The sequence below is a fragment of the Pseudomonas sp. MDT1-17 genome, from assembly GCF_054898105.1.
Window position 1 is genome coordinate 4,046,366 of the sequence record NZ_JBUBVM010000001.1, and the last position, 17,355, is coordinate 4,063,720.

Sequence of the window (17,355 nt, forward strand, 5' to 3'; positions counted from 1 at the left end):
CCCCATGGGATTGCGGGGACACTGACGCTAGACACCACGGGTCAGTACTGGATCACAGTTTTGTACTGTGCCATCGGCCAAACCCCGTAGCAGCTGTCGAGCCTGCGAGGCTGCGTTCGGCTGCGCAGCAGTCGTGAAATCATACGGCTCGGTAGTTCAGGTTAATCGCGTGCACAGGGTTTACGTCTGCTGCGCAGCCGAACGCAGCCTCGCAGGCTCGGCAGCTGCTACAGGATTGCGGTTTGGTTTACGTATCAGAGTGTGTACAGCCCCGCCCCCGACACACCCCGCCCATAAAACCCCACGCCAAAGACACACCGCAGATACACCTGCTTGATGAACTGTGCCTGTTGATTGGCCACGCCGATCAAAGCGCTCAACTCACCCAATGCAATGGAGTATCACCATGTTCAAGCTCTCGACTTCTTCCTTGACCCTCGGCCTGATCATCGCTGGCGGCCTGGCCTTGTCCAACGTGGCTTCGGCCTCCGAGTCCGAAGCGTTCAGCATGAAACAACTGGCCCACGGCTACAGCCAGGCCCAGGTCGACACGGCAGAAAAACCGGCGGAAGGTAAATGTGGTGAAGGTAAATGTGGCGAAGGCAAGTGCGGCGCCGGCGAGTAACCCCCGCGTGGGGTACACCGCTGCCCCACTCCCCTGACTGAACAGAGATCAAGCCCATGACCATCTCACTCTCATCGGCCGTGAAAAGCCTGCACCTGAACCTCGACCGTGCCGGCAGCTGGATCGCGCCGCTGACCCTGCGGGTGTTTCTCGCCTGGGAGTTCTTCGAGTCCGGCCTGGAAAAATTCAATGGCGAAAACTGGTTCGCCGATATTCAGGACAGCTTCCCGTTCCCGTTCAACCACGTTCCGGCCACGCTGAACTGGGAACTGTCGATGTGGGCCGAACTGATCTGCGCCCTGGCCATACTGGTTGGCCTGGGAACGCGGATCTCGGCAATCATTTTGATCGTGGTCACGGTCGTTGCGACCGCTGCCGTTCACTGGCCCGCCGATTGGTCTACATTGAGTGAGCTTGCTCAGGGTTACGCCATCAGCAACAAGGGTCATGGCAACTTCAAACTGCCGCTGGTCTACCTCGCGGCCTTTATGCCGCTGTTGCTCTCGGGTGCCGGCAAGCTCAGTCTCGATGCGCTGCTGGCTCGATTCATCTGGCGTCGTAATAATCGCTAAACACCAGCACGTCGATAATGCCTCGCACTCCACAAGAACGGAGCAATCGCCATGAGCCTCACTCTCTATGGTTTTAACGGCAGCACGTATGTACGTACCGTGAAGATGCTGCTTGCAGAAAAAGCGGCGGATTTCGACCAAGTGCCGGTCAACGTGATGAAAGGCGAGCCGCATCTGCCGGAGCATCTGCTGCGCCACCCCTTCGCCAAGGTGCCGGTCATCGATCACGACGGTTTTCGGGTGATAGAAACAGACGCCATCATGGCCTATCTGGACGAAGTTCTGCCTGGCCCCTCCCTGATGCCCGACAATGCCCATGACCGCGCTCGCGCCCACATGGTCATGGGGATTTACGATTCTTATGGCTACGGTGCAATGGGTTCGGTGTTCGGCTATCACCTGTTTCCCGACTTCATCGGCGGGAAAAATGAAGACTCCCGACGCAAAGGCATCGAGAATTCAAAACTGGTCCTGCGTGAACTGATGAAAATCAAAGGCGACGATCCGTTTGTCGCCGGGCAGGATCCGAGCTTCGGCGACTTTTACCTGGCACCAGCCTGTGCTTACATGGCGATGACCCCGGATGCACCGCAGGTGTTTGCGGTCAACGGTTTCGATGACTGGTGGAAACGGGTTCAGGCGCTGCCAAGCTTCCAGGCCACACAACCCCAATAAGCTTCACCCCACTCACATGCGAAGACAGGAGCCACCATGAGCGTGACCACCCAATGGATCGAAATCGACAGCGCCGACGGTAAATTCGGCGCTTACCTGGCGATTCCGCACACCCGCAAAGGCCCGGGGATCGTACTGATCCAGGAAATCTTCGGCGTGAATGAACACATCCGCTCGGTCGCCGAGCAATACGCCGCCGACGGCTACCTGGTGATTGTGCCGGACCTGTTCTGGCGCAGCGGCGCGCGAATTGAACTGGGTTACGACGAGGCCGGCTGGAAACGCGCCGTCGAGTTGATGAACGCCACCGACGTCGGTAAGGCGCAAAAAGATATCGAACTGGCCATCGACGCCTTGAAAGCCCAGCCCGGCCTGGACGGCGGCATTGCGTCCATCGGTTTCTGCTTTGGCGGCTTGCTCTCGTACCACACCGCCGCCAATGGGCTGGTGGACGTGGCCATCGCCTACTACGGCGGAGGGATTCAGAACCAACTGGACCGGGCTGATGAAATCGACGTGCCGTTGTTGATGCACTTCGGTGAAGCGGACAGCCACATTCCACTGGAAGCCGTGGAGCAAATCGCCGAGCGTTTCGACACCAACGATAACGTGGAAATTGTCGTGTATCCGGAAGCCGAACATGGCTTCAACTGCTCGCACCGCGACAGCTACAACCAGCGCGCAGCGGCTGAGGCACATGGCAATACGCTGATCTTTTTGGGAATGGAACTGTAAGGCCACACAAACGCAAAAGGCACCTTCATCAACCGATGAAGGTGCCTTTTTTTGGGCAACGCTTACTTGATCAGCATCCCCAGCGGACTCAGCGGCCCGATCGGCATCAGCTCAAACGTCAGCAGATCGACCTCACCCAGCGGCAGTGCCTTGAGCAACCTGTCGGCCTCTTCGACCGATTCGACGGTCATCAGGAAAATCACCCCCGCTTCGTTGTCGCGCATCCGTAACTGTTCCATCTTTCCATCCAGGTACAGCTGCAACGTCGCGGGCACTTCAGCGGGCAGGTAAGCCACGCGCTGCTCGGGGGTCAGGGTCTTGAGTGTTCCGATCGCCATGATTTTCATGATCACACCTGTTCCGGTTGCGCAGTGACGGCCAGCTTCGGCTGAGCTGTGCGTTCGTGAACATGGCGATGAGCCGTACGGTCGATGTTAAGGCTCAGTATTTCCGGACGGCTGTAGTGACCGCGGCCGTCCATCTGACGTTTACGGATTTCGATCTGGAACAGATCGATGTCAGCGATCACTTCGCCTTCGCCTTCGGTCAGTGCGCCGACGACTTCACCTTGTGGATCGATGATCGCGGTGTAGCACCCGCCGGAGATCGGACCGATCTCGCAACCGGTGCCAGCCATGATCTGGGCTTGCTGTTCCGGGTACAACCACACCGTCGAGTTAACCATGAAGCAAGCCGATTCCAGGGCATGCATACGGATGCTGACTTCCATCTGCCGAGTGAACAAGGCACCTGCAAACGAGCCTGGGTACATCGAGGCGTGAATCTGTTCGCCGTCTTCGATCAAAGCGTAACGAGCCAGCGGGTTGTAATGCTCCCAGCAGGCCAGTTGACCGATGCGCCCTACCGCGCTGTCGGTGGCGCGCAGACCAGAACCGTCGCCCATGCCCCATATCATGCGTTCGTGATAGGTCGGCGAAATCTTGCGACGCGCCTGAATCAAGGTGCCGTCAGCATCAAAAACAGCAACTGAGTGTTGTACAAGGTGCTGCCATCGCGCTCGAACGTGGCGCACATGGCCAGGCCCAGCACCTGAAACCCGGGATAAACGATGAGTCCTATTTTGTGCATGGCGGTAATTTCTTACGACCTTAAAGGTGGCACGACTGTTTTAACAGCCACTGACTTCGCATCGCAAGATGATCGTCATTGCACGCTTTTGGGGTAAGCATTGAACTATGCGAAGTTCTAGCAGCAACGCGTATTACATTTTCCACGGCCGAAGCGGGCTTCCTGACGCTCACGAAAAAATGCCGAATAACTCATGACCGGCTCGCCGGGATGATTAAGCGCCATCTGCGCCACGTAGTTGTCGTAATCGGGCACGCCGACCATTAAACGCGCGGCCTGGCTGAAGAACTTCGCGACATGCTGCAGTCTGCGGTACATGGCATATCTCTCTATGAGTGTGGGCCTGGCCCATGAAACCGCACTGATGTATCTGCAATGTGTCGGCACCGGGGCCCCTTTGTATTTTCAAGTATCAAAAGCGGTGACGCTCAACACCGGCTTGTTCTCACGCTAGGCTGAAGAGTAACGACATCGTGAAAGGAGGCGTTCGAGATGCAACTCATCACGCTGAAAATCGATAAGCCAGAAACGACGAACTTCATTTTGGGCCAGACGCACTTCATCAAGTCCGTCGAGGACATCCACGAAGCATTGGTCAATGCCGTGCCAGGTATCCGCTTTGGCGTGGCCTTTTGCGAAGCTTCCGGCAAATGCCTGGTGCGCTGGTCTGGCACCGATGCAGCGATGATCGAACTGGCCCAGAAGAATGCGACAGCCATCGCCGCAGGCCATAGCTTCATCATTTTCCTCGGCGATGGTTTCTATCCGCTGAACGTATTGAACACCGTCAAGATGGTGCCAGAGGTGTGCCGTATCTTTTGTGCAACGGCCAATCCGACTGAAGTGATTGTCGCCGAGACAGAACAAGGGCGAGCGATTCTGGGCGTCGTGGATGGCTTCTGTGCCAGTGGCATTGAAGGCGAGGAAGACATCCTGTGGCGCAAGAACCTGTTGCGGCAGATCGGCTACAAACTTTGAGCACCTTGCGCTAACCGGGCGCTGAACGTCACACCATTCAGCGCCTCACACCTTACGCCTGAGCGGCTTTTTGGCGGCCTGCCGCTGTAGCGACAGATCGGGCCCAGTACGAAGATCACGAACACAGCACAGGTCTCACAGCCAGGAGCTGCCGGTGGTCGTTGCATTTCGCTTGTCACCGGAGTTTGACTAAGCTGAACAAATCGGTACGAAGGAGACGACTATGTATGCGGTTATAAGAACCTACTCGGGTCCCGGCGCAAAGCAGCTTTTCGATGTTTTAGAGAAGCAAAAGGCCGACGTCGAAGCTGCCCTCCGTAAAGTCGCTGGCCTCACAAGCTACACACTGCTACCTCTCGGTGATGGCGGTATGTCGGTGACTGTTTGCACGGACAAGGCCGGCACCGATGAGAGCATGAAAGTCGCTCGCGACTGGATTCAGAAAAACGCCTCGCACATCCACGCGAACCCGCCGGTCGTCACGGAAGGTCCGGTTATTGTGCAGATCAATTAGCGCGCCCTGGCGATCCCTCACGACAATATCGCTGTCGCAGTCATTGCTTTTGCCGGTCATTGGCACTGCGCAGCCAGCTCCCCCCGTGAACATTTTCACCTGCTTGTGCAGCAGCAATTGTGAAGGAGTCTAATATTGAAATGCCATAGATCGGTCCATCACATCGTTGCGTAATGGTGTGAGGGACCGTTGGCATGTAGGTGGCTTTGGAGCCAACACGGGACCGGTGCTGGCTAAATAGATATAAAACTGGAGGGAACCATGAGCAATCTCATCGCCAGCGGCGAACCACCTGAAGCCGTCCGCCTCATGGTCAAGGTTTACGCCTACTTGCTGCTCGCAGGGTTTGCGTTTGTTCCGGCCTATCTGATTGGCTACTTATACGTCTTTCAAGACCCCACCCTTATTTTCGAAAACCACCTATTCCATATAATTGCGATCACGGCAGCCAACTTGGCAGGCCTGTTTGTTGCTTACGTAACGTGGCGCTGCTATTAGTCATCGGGAGATCCGCTGCTGCGATGGATGACGCTTGGTTTTCTCGGTTTTGTACTGATCTACGCGTTGCATGGTGCGTTCACCGGGCAAGCACACCACAATATCTGGCTCTTCCTGCTTTATGGACCAGCCTCTCGACTGGTCATGTCGATTTTGCTGTTAGTCGGAATGCTGTCGTACCACCGCCCACCTGATGCCGCGGACCAACGAATGAAGTTTTGTCATCTCGGTCACCGCGTTCGCGCTGTCATCGCTTGCGTTCATCCTTGCACGTCCGTGGAACCACATGTGGTGGCTCGCTCATGCGATCTTCGCCGGTGGATTCTTCATGTTGAGCTATGGGGTCGTGCAAGCATTCCTCACCACGCGGTCGTTCTCGAAGATTTACAGCCAAGAGGAGTTGATGGTGCGTCTTGCCGAAGCGATGGCGTATACCGAGAGCGCCCTGCAGGAACTCCAGCGCACCAATCAAGAACTCGGACACCTTGCGGCCACCGATCCACTGACTGGCGCTGATAATCGGCGTCGGTTCATGGAACGGCTCGAAGTCGAAATGGGCCGGACCAAGCGCGGCGGTGAGCCGTTCTCCGTGTTGGCACTCGATCTGGATAATTTCAAGTCCATCAACGATCGCTTCGGGCATCAGGTTGGCGACGACATCCTGAAGGATTTCGTAGAGAAATGCCTCGATTCGATCCGGCCGTATGACGGCGTAGCACGAGTGGGCGGGGAAGAATTCATGATTCTGCTACCTCAGACCTCACTGAAGGCGCGCACGTCATCGCTGAGCGTCTGCGAAGCACCGTTGCAAATAATTCGTTTCATGGCCTGCAGCGGTTAACCGTAGTCACAGTGAGCATCGGCGTATCGCAATCCGGCCGCGACGGCGACACCATCGAGGCCATTCTGCGTACAGCCGATCAACGCCTGTATCACGCTAAACACGAAGGCCGTAACCGCGTGGTCACTACTATCAAAACCAGCCTCCAATCGCTGTGAAAGCGTCGGCGCCGATACTCAGCTTTGCCGATCGCAACAGGCAGCAATCGCCCAAGAGCGGAGGTTTGAGCCAGAGCCGCGCTCGGCCAGCCCAAGCAATCTAAATTCAATGCGGTGAAAAAAGGCGCCATATTCAGACTGTGTGAAAACCTAGCAATCTGCTCACCGGTTGAAGAAAATGCCCGTATCGCAAGATACGGGCATTTTTTTATGCGCTATATCCAAGGTGAAAACCGCTCCCAGAGCGCGCTTTTTCCACTCTCGCTGGACGAGCTCATTCCCGACGATCATCTGGTACGGGTGATCGAAGCCTACATTGCTCTTCTGGACTTTGAGCAGTTGGGCTTTGATAAAGCCAGACCCAAGGCCACTGGGCGCCCCTCGTACGATCCCGCCGATCTGCTCAAACTCTATCTGTACGGCTATTTTCAGCGCATTCGTTCTTCGCGGCGACTTGAGGCCGAGTGTCGGCGCAATGTGGAGGTCATGTGGTTGTTGGGCCGACTGGCACCTGACTTCAAAACCATTGCTGATTTTCGGCGCGACAACAGTGCCGCGTTCACCGCAACCTGTCGTGCCTTCGTTCGATTCTGCCGCCAGGCTGGTCTGATTGCCGGAGAGTTGGTGGCCATCGACGGCAGCAAGTTTCAGGCGGTCGCTTCCAGCCGCAAACACCTGACACCGAAAAAACTCCAGCACCGGGAAGCGGCGCTCGACAAGAAGATTGCGCGTTACCTGGCGCAACTCGATGAAGCGGATCGCGACGAAGAAGCAGAGTCGATCGACCGCTCAGCGGTACAGGCCGCGCTGGCCGAGTTGCAGGTAAAAAAGGCCAATAACCAGACCTGCCAAGCGCTGATGCAAGCTCAAGGTCTGGCTCAACACGTTGTTGGCGAGTCCGATGCGCAAAAAATGCGAACGGCCTCCGTCCCGCTGGTGGCTTACAACGTTCAAAGTGTTGTGGACGCGAAGCACTGCCTGATTTTGCACCACGAAGTCACTCAGGAAGGCACCGATAACCGCCAACTCGAACCGATGGCCAAGGCCGCTAAAGACGAGCTGCAGCAATCAAAACTCTGCGTCACAGCGGATGCAGGTTATTCCAATGGCGCCCAGTTCCAGGCGTGCGAGGACGCGGCGATCACCGCTTTTGTTCCGCCCAACAGAGCCAACAACCCTACCAGTGGTGAGGAGCAGTATTTTGACCGGACAGACTTCAGCTACAACAAAGATACCGATCAATATCAGTGCCCCGCTGGCAAACCACTGACACTGAAACAACTGAACAAAGGGGATCGAATCTACCAAGCGACCATCAGCGACTGCGGGAAATGCCCGCTGAAAAGCCGCTGCACCAAGGCTAAGCGTCGCTATCTGATGCGCCATGCCCATGAAGCGGCGTTTGAGCGAATGGAACAGCGGATGAAGGCCCATCCCGAGATGATGGTCTATCGCCGATCCATCGTTGAACACCCCTTCGGCAACCTGAAGCACTGGATCTTCGGCAACGGCCGGTTTTTGCTGCGCCAGCTGAAGGGGACTCGCGCAGAAATGGCGCTGGCGGTACAGGCCTACAACTTGAGAAGGGCTATCCAGGTGCTGGGAGCACGGAAGCTGATAGCGCTGATGGGCTGAGAGGCCCTTTGTTTTTTACATTCCAGAAAAGCAAATGCCCCGACAAGTCGGGGCATTTGCTTTAAGCCGCTGCGAACTGCGTTTTCACACAGTCTGATATTGACGCCTTTTTTGCGAGCCTTTTAATAGCGAATACATTCACTGATCCGCAGACCCCGTAACGGCGAAAATGTTGCAGGGCACTTGATACAGAACATGCTCCGTCGTACTGCCCACCCATTTGCCCAGTCCCTTGCGATGCGCATTTCCCATGACGATCACATCGGCCCGGTGATGCGCTGCAAAGTCGGCCAGCGCTTTGCCAGGTGGACCTTCAACGAAGTGTTGTCGCTCAGTGGGCACACCGTAGTGGTCGGCCAATGCGATAAATGACTTTTGCAGTGACTTGCGCACATCGCTGCTGAAACCTGGCATCGTCACTGCACCAGCGCCTGCGTCGGATATATGTGTCTGCGATAGATCGTAGGCATGCAGCAGATGCAGTTCCGCGCTGCATTGCATTGACAATCCGTTCGCCGCCTGGATGATGCGGTCGTTGATGCCAGTGATCTGAGTCTCAGGTTGTGACGGATCGACTGCCGCCACTACCACCCGCGGAAGTGGACACCTGATTTCGCTGACCAGATGCACAGCCACCGGACATTCGCGCAACAGGTGCCAATCCAGAGGCGTAATGAAAACGCGTTTGAGCGCTGACTCGTGTTGCACGTCCTTGATAACCAGATCCGGCTGCATTTCTGCCACATGCCGAAGTATTTCTTGCAGCGCGGTTCGCGTAACAAGCACTTCGGTACTCACCATGACCCCGCGCTCACGTATTAGATCGGCCTCATCCTTCAACCATTTTTCGTTCTCTTGCTGACAGGCCTCACGAAAACGTGCACCAGCGCTCTTCAAACCCAAGAGGTTGGAGTCTTCGATAAACACCGTGATGTGCAGCGCTGCGCCAGTGGCTTCGGCAATGGCGACAGCTCGCTCCAACGCCGGTGTGTGACGCATGCCTGGACCGACTATCAGAAAGAGTCGTTGATATTGGCTCATGTAACACCTCCAAACGTTCCGGGATATCTAGCTCCCCCAGCGCTCTCGCCTGTCACACCACCGACGATTTACTATCGCCTCAACTATCTGGATCGACACTATTAATATACGCCTGGATTCCCGAGTTTGAGCCATAGGCTTTGAGGATGGCGTCGACCTCGCTCATGCGAACGTCCCTACTTCGCCGACCCACCACGCGGCTTATAAAAGAGGAACATCGAGGTCTCGGTGGTCTTGAGGTATTTCCTGGCCCAATTGGGTTTCACATTCCTGTCGTGGAAATAGATCGCGCCATGGGTTCGGTCGTTCAGTTGTTTGTTGAGCGCTTTGCGCGCGATTTCCTTGGCGGTCGCGTATTGGGTTTCTTCCTGGACCTGGTCCGAGCGTCCATCACACCACCACGAAAACTGACAATTTTTGCGTTCAGACCCCTGTTTGACCACGGCGCATACCGTTTCCGGAAATCCCTTATGGCCCAGGCGGTTCATGACGACGCTGGCGACGGCTTCCATGTCGGCGGACGATTTGCCTTTGGCTTCCCAATAGATGGAGCGAGCAAGACAGGTGATTGCATCGTTCAGCGGCGACGCACCTGCGGGATCGACTGCCTGAACTTCGGATGTCGTGATGGTATCGGACTTGGGCACCGGTACATCGCTGCCCTTCGCCGCAGCTTTATGTTCAAGGACCTCGGCCTTGTCTTCAGCCACTTCCTTTTTTTGCTCCTGCTCAGAAGCGATGGCGTGGCCAGCGAGAAGGGTTATAGCGAAGCAGATGGCTATCCAGATAACTCGCATGAGCAACCTTTCTGACTGAACCGGGAGCACGCCACGGCGGCGACTTCGCTTGATTGTAGTTACGAAAATTCATTCATACAGACGGACAAAAAAACTGTAGTCGGACGTGAAAAGGCATTGCGCTGGCGGGGGTGAAATCGCGCATCATAGGCGCAGTCAGCTCAAGGGGATTTCCATGCGCTTCAAATCATCCGTTACGCGTTTTGCCACGTTGTCAATGGGGCTGTTGTTCGCCGGGAATGCGTTGGCGGCCGACGAGACACAACTGATTGACTCGATCAACGCCTACCGCAGCCAGGTGCAGCGCTGCGCGGGTCAGGTCTCGCAGGAACTGCCACCGCTGGCAGCCGATCCGCGGTTGGCGCTGTCCGCCACCAGCATCGGCAATCTGCAGCAGGCGATGGCGACCGCGGGTTATCCAATGAAGAATGTGCAGGCGATCAGCCTGTCCGGGCCGCGCGATGCGCCGTCGGCGATGAAAGCCATTCAGGAAAGTTTTTGCCAGATCGTGCTGGACCCGCAGTTCGTCGATGTCGGCGTGAGCCGCGATGAGCGCGAGTGGCGCATCGTGCTGGCACGTCCGCTGTTGAGCGCTCGCCGGGGCGACTGGCAGGCGGAAGGCCAGAAGCTGCTGGCCGAGCTCAACAGCGCTCGCAGCCAGGCGCGCCAGTGCGGCACTCAATCCTTTGCCGCCACCACGCCACTGACCTGGAACGCCACGCTCGCGACGGCGGCCGAGGAGCACGCCCGGTCAATGGCCAACAACAATTACTTCGATCACAAGGACCGCGATGGGCGTACACCGGGTGACCGGGCTGAACTGGCGGGCTACAGCGGCGGGCAGATCGGCGAGAACATCGCTGCCGGGCAAGACTCTGTGCGCAATGTGGTCGATGGCTGGGTGTCCAGCGCCGGTCACTGCGCGAACCTGATGAACCCGCAGTACAAGGACTTTGGCGCGGCGTATGCGGTTGATCCGAAGAGTGATCCGGGGATCTATTGGACGGCGATGTTCGGGACGCCATAAGCGCGCTTTTTGGCAGGGTCATCCATAGTGATTGGACGACTTGCCAAGCCACGAAGTGCTGATGGGGCGCTTCACGTGTCCGCCTGCACCACCTCGATCCCGAGCTTTTGATAGTCCTCGACATTGCCCGATGCCACATAACGCTCGGTGATCAGGGTATGGATACGCTGACACGGTGCGACAAAAAACGGCTCCACCGCCCCCAATTTGTCGGCGGGTCACGGCAACGACATGGGAGGCGCTGGCGAGCATCGCCTGTTTGACCGGCACTTCGTCGAAATGCAGGGGGGATAAACACAAAGCAACCAGACATCAATTCTTTCGATGATTCAAATCATGAAGCCGAATTTTTTATTTTTATGTGACCTGTTCAAGATGGCGTCATCTCAAATGCTTTGGATGAAAACTTCATGAATCTAAACTTTGCCTTTGCGTGCATGATCGTGGTCTCGTTTGCGATTGCGTTGGGGCACGCCTGATCGGTGTAAACCAAGCGCAATGCGCACCTTCCTCCGTCCAGAGTCGGCTCATGCTTTTTTCCCTGGTTTCGAACGGCTCACCTCTCACGCCTGAACAGCCTGATTCAGCGGTGCCCTGGTGGAGCTTTACCAAAACCGTGCTCGCCGCCACCGCGCTAACGCTGGTGCGTGACGGCTTGATCGACCTTGACGACACCGTGGCTGAAGGCCCCTTCACGCTGCGCCAATTGCTGCGGCACGAGGCCGGGCTGGCGGATTATGGCGAGCTCGCTGACTACCACAACGCCGTAGCCCACCATGAGACGCCCTGGTCGGCCGATGAAATGCTGCAACGCCTTGATGCCAACCGGCTGCGCTACGCACCGGGGGACGGTTGGCGCTATTCGAACGTCGGCTACCTGTTCGTCGTGCGACTGATTGAACGCGTGACGGGGCGCACCCTTGAAGAAGCGCTGGCGGAGCGTGTGTTCGCCCCCCTCGGTTTATCCCGCGTACGCCTCGCCAAAACGCCAGCCGATCTGGCGAGCGTGAACATGGGGAGCGCGCCAACCTACGACCCCGGCTGGGTCTATCACGGCTTGCTCGTCGGCCCACTTGAGGAAGCCGCCCTTTGCCTGGACGGTCTGCTGGCCGGCAACCTTCTGCCAAACGCGCTGCTGCAAGCGATGCAAACGGCACGGGTACTCGGCGGCCCGATTCCCGGACGCCCCTGGATGTCTGCCGGTTACGGCCTCGGACTGATGCAGGGCGCAGTGGCAGGCGGCCTGATCTTGAGCGGACACACCGGCGGCGGTCCGGGCAGCGTCGTGGCGGTCTATCGCTGCGTTAATGGCGACGACACGGCGAGTTGCGCTGTCTTTCATGAAGGCGCCAGCGAAGGTGTTGTCGAAGCAGACGTTGTCGAGCGCCTGTCGGCAGTCCTTGGAGCGCTTCGCGTGAGAGCTCGCAGCGCTGATTAGCCCTTCAACCGCTTGTCAGCCTGGGGTTGAGTGTGATGGAGAGTGGATATCTGGCGGAACGTGATTATGCTTCATGAAACCTTGCAGCGATGCGAGGCCGTCAGCCTGTGTGCATGCTTCGCGCAATTCGTCATCCGACGACATCAGCCCCAGGGCCTGGGTGCGGCAAAAAGGTAGTGAGGTACTCCGGCCTACAACAAGAACGACGGAGAAGACTCATGGCCGCAATCGACAATACATCCACGGGCAGTGCGCCCCACCACGGGATGACCAAGGAGGAGCGCAAGGTCATCTTCGCCTCGTCCCTGGGCACCGTGTTCGAATGGTACGACTTCTACCTTTATGGCTCTCTCGCTGCGATTATTGCCAAGCACTTCTTCGCCGGCGTCAATGAGACAACGTCCTTCATCTTCGCACTGCTCGCATTTGCCGCGGGCTTCGCCGTACGCCCCTTCGGCGCCATTGTGTTCGGCCGACTGGGCGACATGATCGGGCGCAAGCACACCTTCCTCATCACCATTGTCATCATGGGTATCTCGACGGCCATCGTGGGCTTTCTGCCCGGTTACGCGACCATCGGCGTGGCAGCGCCGATCATCCTGATCATCCTGCGCCTGCTGCAGGGCCTGGCCCTGGGTGGTGAGTATGGCGGCGCGGCGACTTACGTGGCCGAACACGCACCGAAAGGCAAGCGCGGCTACTTCACCTCATGGATCCAGACCACCGCGACCCTCGGCCTGTTCCTTTCGCTGTTGGTGATCCTCGCCTGCCGCAACATCCTCGGCACCGAAGCCTTCGAGGCCTGGGGCTGGCGGATTCCCTTCCTGCTGTCGATCCTGCTGCTGATTGTCTCGGTGTACATCCGTCTGCAACTCAGTGAGTCGCCGGTGTTCCTGAAGATGAAAGCCGAAGGCAAGTCCTCCAAGGCGCCGCTGACCGAATCCTTCGCCCGCTGGGACAATCTCAAGATCGTGATCATGGCCCTTCTCGGCGGTACTGCCGGCCAGGCCGTCGTCTGGTACACCGGGCAGTTCTATGCGCTGTTCTTCCTGCTGCAGACGCTGAAGATAGAACCGCAGACCGCCAACTTGCTGATTGCCGGCTCGCTGCTGATCGGCACGCCGTTCTTCGTCATATTCGGCAGCCTGTCCGACCGCATCGGCCGCAAAGGGATCATCATGGCCGGCTGCATTATCGCAGCGCTGACTTACTTCCCGATCTTCCATGCGTTGACCCAATACGGAAACCCCGACGTGTTCGTCGCGCAGGAGAAGAACCCGGTCACGGTGATCGCCGATCCTGACCAGTGCTCGTTCCAGTTCGACCCGGTGGGCAAGGCCAAATTCACCAGCTCCTGCGACCTCGCCAAGACGGTGCTGGCGAAGAGGGCCATCCCCTACAAGAACGAGAAGGCTGAACCTGGCGCCGTCGCGCAGGTGCGCATTGGCGACAAGGTGATCCCAAGCTTCGAGGGCACCGGCATGCCGGCCGCCGACTTCAAGACTCGCAACGACGCCTTCACCGCCAACCTCGGCACTTCCCTCAAGGACGCCGGCTACCCCGAGAAGGCCGACCCGGCCAAGACCAACTACCCGATGGTGCTGCTGCTCCTGACCATCCTGGTGATCTACGTGACCATGGTCTACGGCCCGATCGCCGCCTGGCTGGTGGAACTTTTCCCGGCGCGCATCCGCTACACCTCGATGTCGCTGCCCTACCACATCGGCAACGGATGGTTCGGCGGCTTTCTGCCGACGGTGGCGTTCGCCATGGTGGCGGCCACGGGTGATATCTACTACGGCCTCTGGTACCCCATCGTCATCGCGGTGATGACGGCGATTCTTGGCATCTTCTTCCTGCCGGAAACCAAGGATCGGGACATTCATCACACCTAGGCTGGCACGTGCCCTCTCCCGTGCGGGAGAGGGCAATCCAGAAACGATCAAACGGTCTAGATTGGAAATGGCGACCGATCTATTTGTTCGGCTCGTTACGAGCGCAGCACGCCGATCGCCCGTCGATACTTTTCAATGCGCTCCAGGTCTTCCCACGACGGCTGCGAAATCCGTGACAGATCGCTGTTCTCTTCAAGGTCCGCCAGTTTGACTACCCGGCCAATGGGATTCTGCGCCGCGCGTTCGACGAAGGCCTCATAGGACTCACCCGGCACTTTGGTGAGCGATTCGATCGCCGTCAGAACGGCTTCGCTGAACCCTTCCTTGCGCAGGTCATCGAGGCTGATGCCGCAGTCTTCGACCACGTCATGCAGCACGGCGACGATGCGTTCTTCCAGCGTCGTAACCCTCAACATGACTTTCAGCGGATGCAGGATGTAAGGACTTCCGCCCTTGTCGACCTGCCCTTCATGCGCGGTGGCGGCGATGGCAATGGCGCGTTCCAGTGTTTGAATCATCTCGAAGTTCCCAGGCTTGAATGCTTTAACGGTCGTTGGGCTTGAGCAACACAAGGCCTTCCTCAAGCGCTGAGGCGACAATATTTTGTGCGGGTACGTTGATCCAGGTTGACGCCTCGATTTCGCCCACTGACGCAAGCCAGCGCCCAACCATCTCATAACCGAGCGTATAGCCAAGCCATTTCGGGTGAGCACCAAAACCGAAGAACCACTCTGCGTGATTGTAGTTCGTGGACTCAAGGGTCTTCAGGTCTACAGGTGAGCGAAGCAGATCGGCGCAGGTGACGGCACACTCCCAAGGCTCCGGGTCATTACCGAGCAAGTGCCGGACAAACTGTCCGGCAAGTCCCTCGCTGACCAAGGCTTCTCCTAACGTCCAACCGTAGCCAGGGCCCGCCATGCGCAAGCAATGATGGACTTCATGGACAATCTGTCGATGCAGCGTGCCCGTGCGCAGGCTTGCCAACAAATTCGGGTTGTCCGGATCGATGGTCATCGTAAACATTGAGCTTCGATAAGCTCGTCCCATGAGGCCCATTTCAGGAATGGTCTCGCCAGGGAGCCTTTGAATCAACACATCGAGTCGCGCAGGGGTAATCAGGCGAGAGACCGTCTTGTAAGCGGCGTCAAATTCGCTGATCAAATCAGAACGAAGTTCGGCAAGGCTTCCTGAGGCTTCCAGCCAATGCAGTGTCCATGCTTCCATTGTTACCTCTGAAAAATTGCCACGAAGCCTAAAAACTCAGCCCAACAGATGCATTGAGATGAGCTTCGAAATTTCGACCATCGACGTCCTACCGGTGAATTCAAACTTCACTTTGCCCAGCGCCGAAAAGTAGATTTCCAGTTCAGAGTCCAGGTCGAAGGTGCCCGAGGTTTCCACGGAGTAGGCGACGATGTTTTTGTAAGGTAAAGAAGTGAAGTCTTTTTTGCTGCCGGTGATGCCTTGTACGTTGACCGCGATGATTCGTTTATCGGTAAACACCACGCCGTCGCGCATGGATTTATAGGCATCAATAACCTGCTCGCCGTCCAACAGCAGCGCGGTGACTCGCTCCGCGTACTCGTTGTTTTGCTTGAGTTTGAAAAAGCCTTTGTTGTTGAAATCGATCATCCGCCATCCCCTTCCTTAAAGAGTGTTCCCTGGATTGCCAGCGTGTGGCGCGGCGAGCATACCATCGGGTCTGCGCTTTTTGCGCCCCCTCCAACAGCGGATCTAAAAAAGGAATTGAACCCGGCGCCTCATCGTGTTTTCGAAACCCTATCAGCGCTGATCTTTAATCAAACAAGGCGCCATTGGAGAGGAAATCCCGATGAACAGTAGACTGCTGTTTCTGCTTGCCAGCCTCAGTCCCACCCTGGTCATGGCTGAAGGCTGTGACGTGCTGACCCGCTCTCAAAGCCCTTCCGTTCCGGTGGTGGAATCTCATAGTTGCTATGAGTACGAAGGCATGCCGGTGAACGCCATCGATTGGTCATGCAGCAACGAGAGCAAGGAAATGCTGACCAGCACCAAGAAAAAAGTCGAACAGTGCGCCGGTCATTCTCAGGCCACGTGTATCGCGACGTTGACGCAAGAATCGCTGGCCAACCCTCACTCAACCAGCAAGGACAAGAATAGCAAATCGCTCAACATTCCCGACAATGCTCAAGTGACTACGTATTACTACAACGCTGAGCATTTGAGTCAGGCGAAGATTGATTGCGAGTCGGGCGGTGGTCACTGGAAAGCGAAGTAGCTGTTCAAGAACGCAACAGCCCCTTCACCATTGGAATGCAAGCGAGTTGCAGGCCGGAGGGCGAGTGGTAAATAGCCGTCTGCTCACCGACGAAACCGCATCGCCGGTAAAACTGAGCAGCGTTTAACGTAGCGTCCAGTTTAACTTCCACCAGCCCAAAATCCCGTGCCAGGCATTCAAGGTAATCGAGAATGCGTTTGCCGACGCCTCGCTGCATAAAGCCAGGCAGGACAAAGATCGCGCCGATTTCGCGCCTCTCCAGATCAAGCATGCCTGTCGCCACCGGTTCCCCTTGAATACACCCCAGATAAAAGTGTTTTTCCATCAGGTCGCAATATCCGTCCTCGGCTGCCCCTGACGTCCAGACCTCCAGTTGCTGCGGGGTATAGGCGCCGATGCATTGATACCGTATCGCTTGAAGGCGAATGTCGAATGCCGTCCGGCAATCGCCGTGACGGGCTCGTTTAATCTCTAACATTTCAATCTCCGTTAGCCAGTGGCGGACGGAGAACTAAAAAGCCCCGTCCATTTCTGGCGGGGCCTTGGGTAATACGTCAGATTCTAAGCACGCATGACCTCA

Annotated in this window: 20 protein-coding genes and 3 pseudogenes; 13 read left to right on the forward strand and 10 right to left on the reverse strand. The window is 57.0% G+C overall.

Going from position 1 to position 17,355, the window contains the following annotated elements:
* Positions 1-406 precede the first annotated feature (406 nt).
* The 4 genes from ACYZTX_RS18710 to ACYZTX_RS18725 are packed head-to-tail and all read left to right on the forward strand — an operon-like array spanning position 407 to position 2,607.
* Complete coding sequence (locus tag ACYZTX_RS18710; protein ID WP_462035328.1) at positions 407-625, forward strand: HvfA family oxazolone/thioamide-modified RiPP metallophore; 219 nt, start codon at positions 407-409, stop codon at positions 623-625.
* A gap of 56 nt (positions 626-681) precedes the next feature.
* Complete coding sequence (locus tag ACYZTX_RS18715) at positions 682-1,197, forward strand: HvfX family Cu-binding RiPP maturation protein (RefSeq protein WP_462035329.1); 516 nt, start codon at positions 682-684, stop codon at positions 1,195-1,197.
* 51 nt (positions 1,198-1,248) lie between these two features.
* Complete coding sequence (locus tag ACYZTX_RS18720) at positions 1,249-1,872, forward strand: glutathione S-transferase family protein (RefSeq protein WP_462035330.1); 624 nt, start codon at positions 1,249-1,251, stop codon at positions 1,870-1,872.
* Positions 1,873-1,908: 36 nt separating this feature from the next.
* On the forward strand, positions 1,909-2,607 hold the full coding sequence (locus tag ACYZTX_RS18725; protein WP_462035331.1) for a dienelactone hydrolase family protein: 699 nt from the start codon (positions 1,909-1,911) through the stop codon (positions 2,605-2,607).
* A 62-nt stretch (positions 2,608-2,669) separates the two neighbouring features.
* Here the strand turns inward: ACYZTX_RS18725 and ACYZTX_RS18730 are convergent, their stop codons facing one another.
* The 3 genes and pseudogenes from ACYZTX_RS18730 to ACYZTX_RS18740 form a co-directional block, all read right to left on the reverse strand.
* Positions 2,670-2,954, reverse strand: a complete 285-nt coding sequence (locus ACYZTX_RS18730) for a hypothetical protein (RefSeq protein WP_462035332.1) — start codon at positions 2,952-2,954, stop codon at positions 2,670-2,672.
* Positions 2,955-2,956: 2 nt separating this feature from the next.
* Positions 2,957-3,696: pseudogene (locus tag ACYZTX_RS18735) on the reverse strand (nitrilase-related carbon-nitrogen hydrolase).
* Between the two features lie 117 nt (positions 3,697-3,813).
* A complete protein-coding gene (locus tag ACYZTX_RS18740) occupies positions 3,814-4,014 on the reverse strand; it encodes a YbdD/YjiX family protein (protein WP_462035333.1) in 201 nt (66 codons plus the stop codon).
* Between the two features lie 174 nt (positions 4,015-4,188).
* On the opposite strand from ACYZTX_RS18740, the gene ACYZTX_RS18745 reads away from it, so the two are divergent.
* The 5 genes and pseudogenes from ACYZTX_RS18745 to ACYZTX_RS18765 all read left to right on the forward strand — a co-directional run bounded on the left by ACYZTX_RS18745 (position 4,189) and on the right by ACYZTX_RS18765 (position 8,320).
* Entirely contained in the window at positions 4,189-4,674 is a 486-nt protein-coding gene (locus ACYZTX_RS18745; protein WP_462035334.1) for an adenosine-specific kinase, read from the forward strand.
* Positions 4,675-4,897: 223 nt separating this feature from the next.
* Entirely contained in the window at positions 4,898-5,188 is a 291-nt protein-coding gene (locus ACYZTX_RS18750) for a hypothetical protein (protein WP_462035335.1), read from the forward strand.
* Positions 5,189-5,449: 261 nt separating this feature from the next.
* Entirely contained in the window at positions 5,450-5,686 is a 237-nt protein-coding gene (locus ACYZTX_RS18755) for a hypothetical protein (protein ID WP_462035336.1), read from the forward strand.
* Between the two features lie 532 nt (positions 5,687-6,218).
* Positions 6,219-6,685: pseudogene (locus ACYZTX_RS18760) on the forward strand (GGDEF domain-containing protein).
* 210 nt (positions 6,686-6,895) lie between these two features.
* Complete coding sequence (locus ACYZTX_RS18765; RefSeq protein ID WP_462035337.1) at positions 6,896-8,320, forward strand: IS1182 family transposase; 1,425 nt, start codon at positions 6,896-6,898, stop codon at positions 8,318-8,320.
* 138 nt (positions 8,321-8,458) lie between these two features.
* Here ACYZTX_RS18765 and ACYZTX_RS18770 read toward each other — a convergent pair whose 3' ends face one another.
* The gene (locus tag ACYZTX_RS18770; protein WP_462035338.1) at positions 8,459-9,361 is read right to left on the reverse strand and encodes a universal stress protein; all 903 of its coding nucleotides are present in this window, start codon (positions 9,359-9,361) and stop codon (positions 8,459-8,461) included.
* Positions 9,362-9,537: 176 nt separating this feature from the next.
* Entirely contained in the window at positions 9,538-10,158 is a 621-nt protein-coding gene (locus ACYZTX_RS18775; protein WP_462035339.1) for a cell wall hydrolase, read from the reverse strand.
* 175 nt (positions 10,159-10,333) lie between these two features.
* On the opposite strand from ACYZTX_RS18775, the gene ACYZTX_RS18780 reads away from it, so the two are divergent.
* The gene (locus tag ACYZTX_RS18780; protein WP_462035340.1) at positions 10,334-11,185 is read left to right on the forward strand and encodes a CAP domain-containing protein; all 852 of its coding nucleotides are present in this window, start codon (positions 10,334-10,336) and stop codon (positions 11,183-11,185) included.
* Positions 11,186-11,256: 71 nt separating this feature from the next.
* Here the strand turns inward: ACYZTX_RS18780 and ACYZTX_RS18785 are convergent.
* Positions 11,257-11,479 (reverse strand): annotated as a pseudogene (locus ACYZTX_RS18785) (DeoR/GlpR family DNA-binding transcription regulator); the annotation flags it as partial.
* Between the two features lie 235 nt (positions 11,480-11,714).
* Here ACYZTX_RS18785 and ACYZTX_RS18790 point away from each other — a divergent pair.
* The gene (locus ACYZTX_RS18790) at positions 11,715-12,623 is read left to right on the forward strand and encodes a serine hydrolase domain-containing protein (protein WP_462035341.1); all 909 of its coding nucleotides are present in this window, start codon (positions 11,715-11,717) and stop codon (positions 12,621-12,623) included.
* A 218-nt stretch (positions 12,624-12,841) separates the two neighbouring features.
* Entirely contained in the window at positions 12,842-14,518 is a 1,677-nt protein-coding gene (locus tag ACYZTX_RS18795; protein ID WP_462035342.1) for an MFS transporter, read from the forward strand.
* 95 nt (positions 14,519-14,613) lie between these two features.
* Here the strand turns inward: ACYZTX_RS18795 and ACYZTX_RS18800 are convergent, their stop codons facing one another.
* The 3 genes from ACYZTX_RS18800 to ACYZTX_RS18810 are packed head-to-tail and all read right to left on the reverse strand — an operon-like array spanning position 14,614 to position 16,150.
* Positions 14,614-15,036 carry an HD domain-containing protein gene (locus tag ACYZTX_RS18800; RefSeq protein WP_462035343.1) on the reverse strand — a complete coding sequence of 141 codons (423 nt, stop codon included), beginning with the start codon at positions 15,034-15,036 and terminating at the stop codon, positions 14,614-14,616.
* A 25-nt stretch (positions 15,037-15,061) separates the two neighbouring features.
* Positions 15,062-15,742 carry a DUF2268 domain-containing putative Zn-dependent protease gene (locus tag ACYZTX_RS18805; protein WP_462035344.1) on the reverse strand — a complete coding sequence of 227 codons (681 nt, stop codon included), beginning with the start codon at positions 15,740-15,742 and terminating at the stop codon, positions 15,062-15,064.
* A 36-nt stretch (positions 15,743-15,778) separates the two neighbouring features.
* Entirely contained in the window at positions 15,779-16,150 is a 372-nt protein-coding gene (locus tag ACYZTX_RS18810; RefSeq protein WP_449646159.1) for a PH domain-containing protein, read from the reverse strand.
* A 199-nt stretch (positions 16,151-16,349) separates the two neighbouring features.
* Between ACYZTX_RS18810 and ACYZTX_RS18815 the strand changes: the two genes are divergently transcribed.
* Positions 16,350-16,775: a hypothetical protein gene (locus ACYZTX_RS18815; RefSeq protein ID WP_462035345.1), complete on the forward strand. Its 426-nt coding sequence runs from the start codon at positions 16,350-16,352 to the stop codon at positions 16,773-16,775.
* A 4-nt stretch (positions 16,776-16,779) separates the two neighbouring features.
* On the opposite strand, the gene ACYZTX_RS18820 is transcribed toward ACYZTX_RS18815, so the two are convergent.
* Positions 16,780-17,253: a GNAT family N-acetyltransferase gene (locus ACYZTX_RS18820; RefSeq protein ID WP_462035346.1), complete on the reverse strand. Its 474-nt coding sequence runs from the start codon at positions 17,251-17,253 to the stop codon at positions 16,780-16,782.
* Positions 17,254-17,355: the final 102 nt, after the last annotated feature.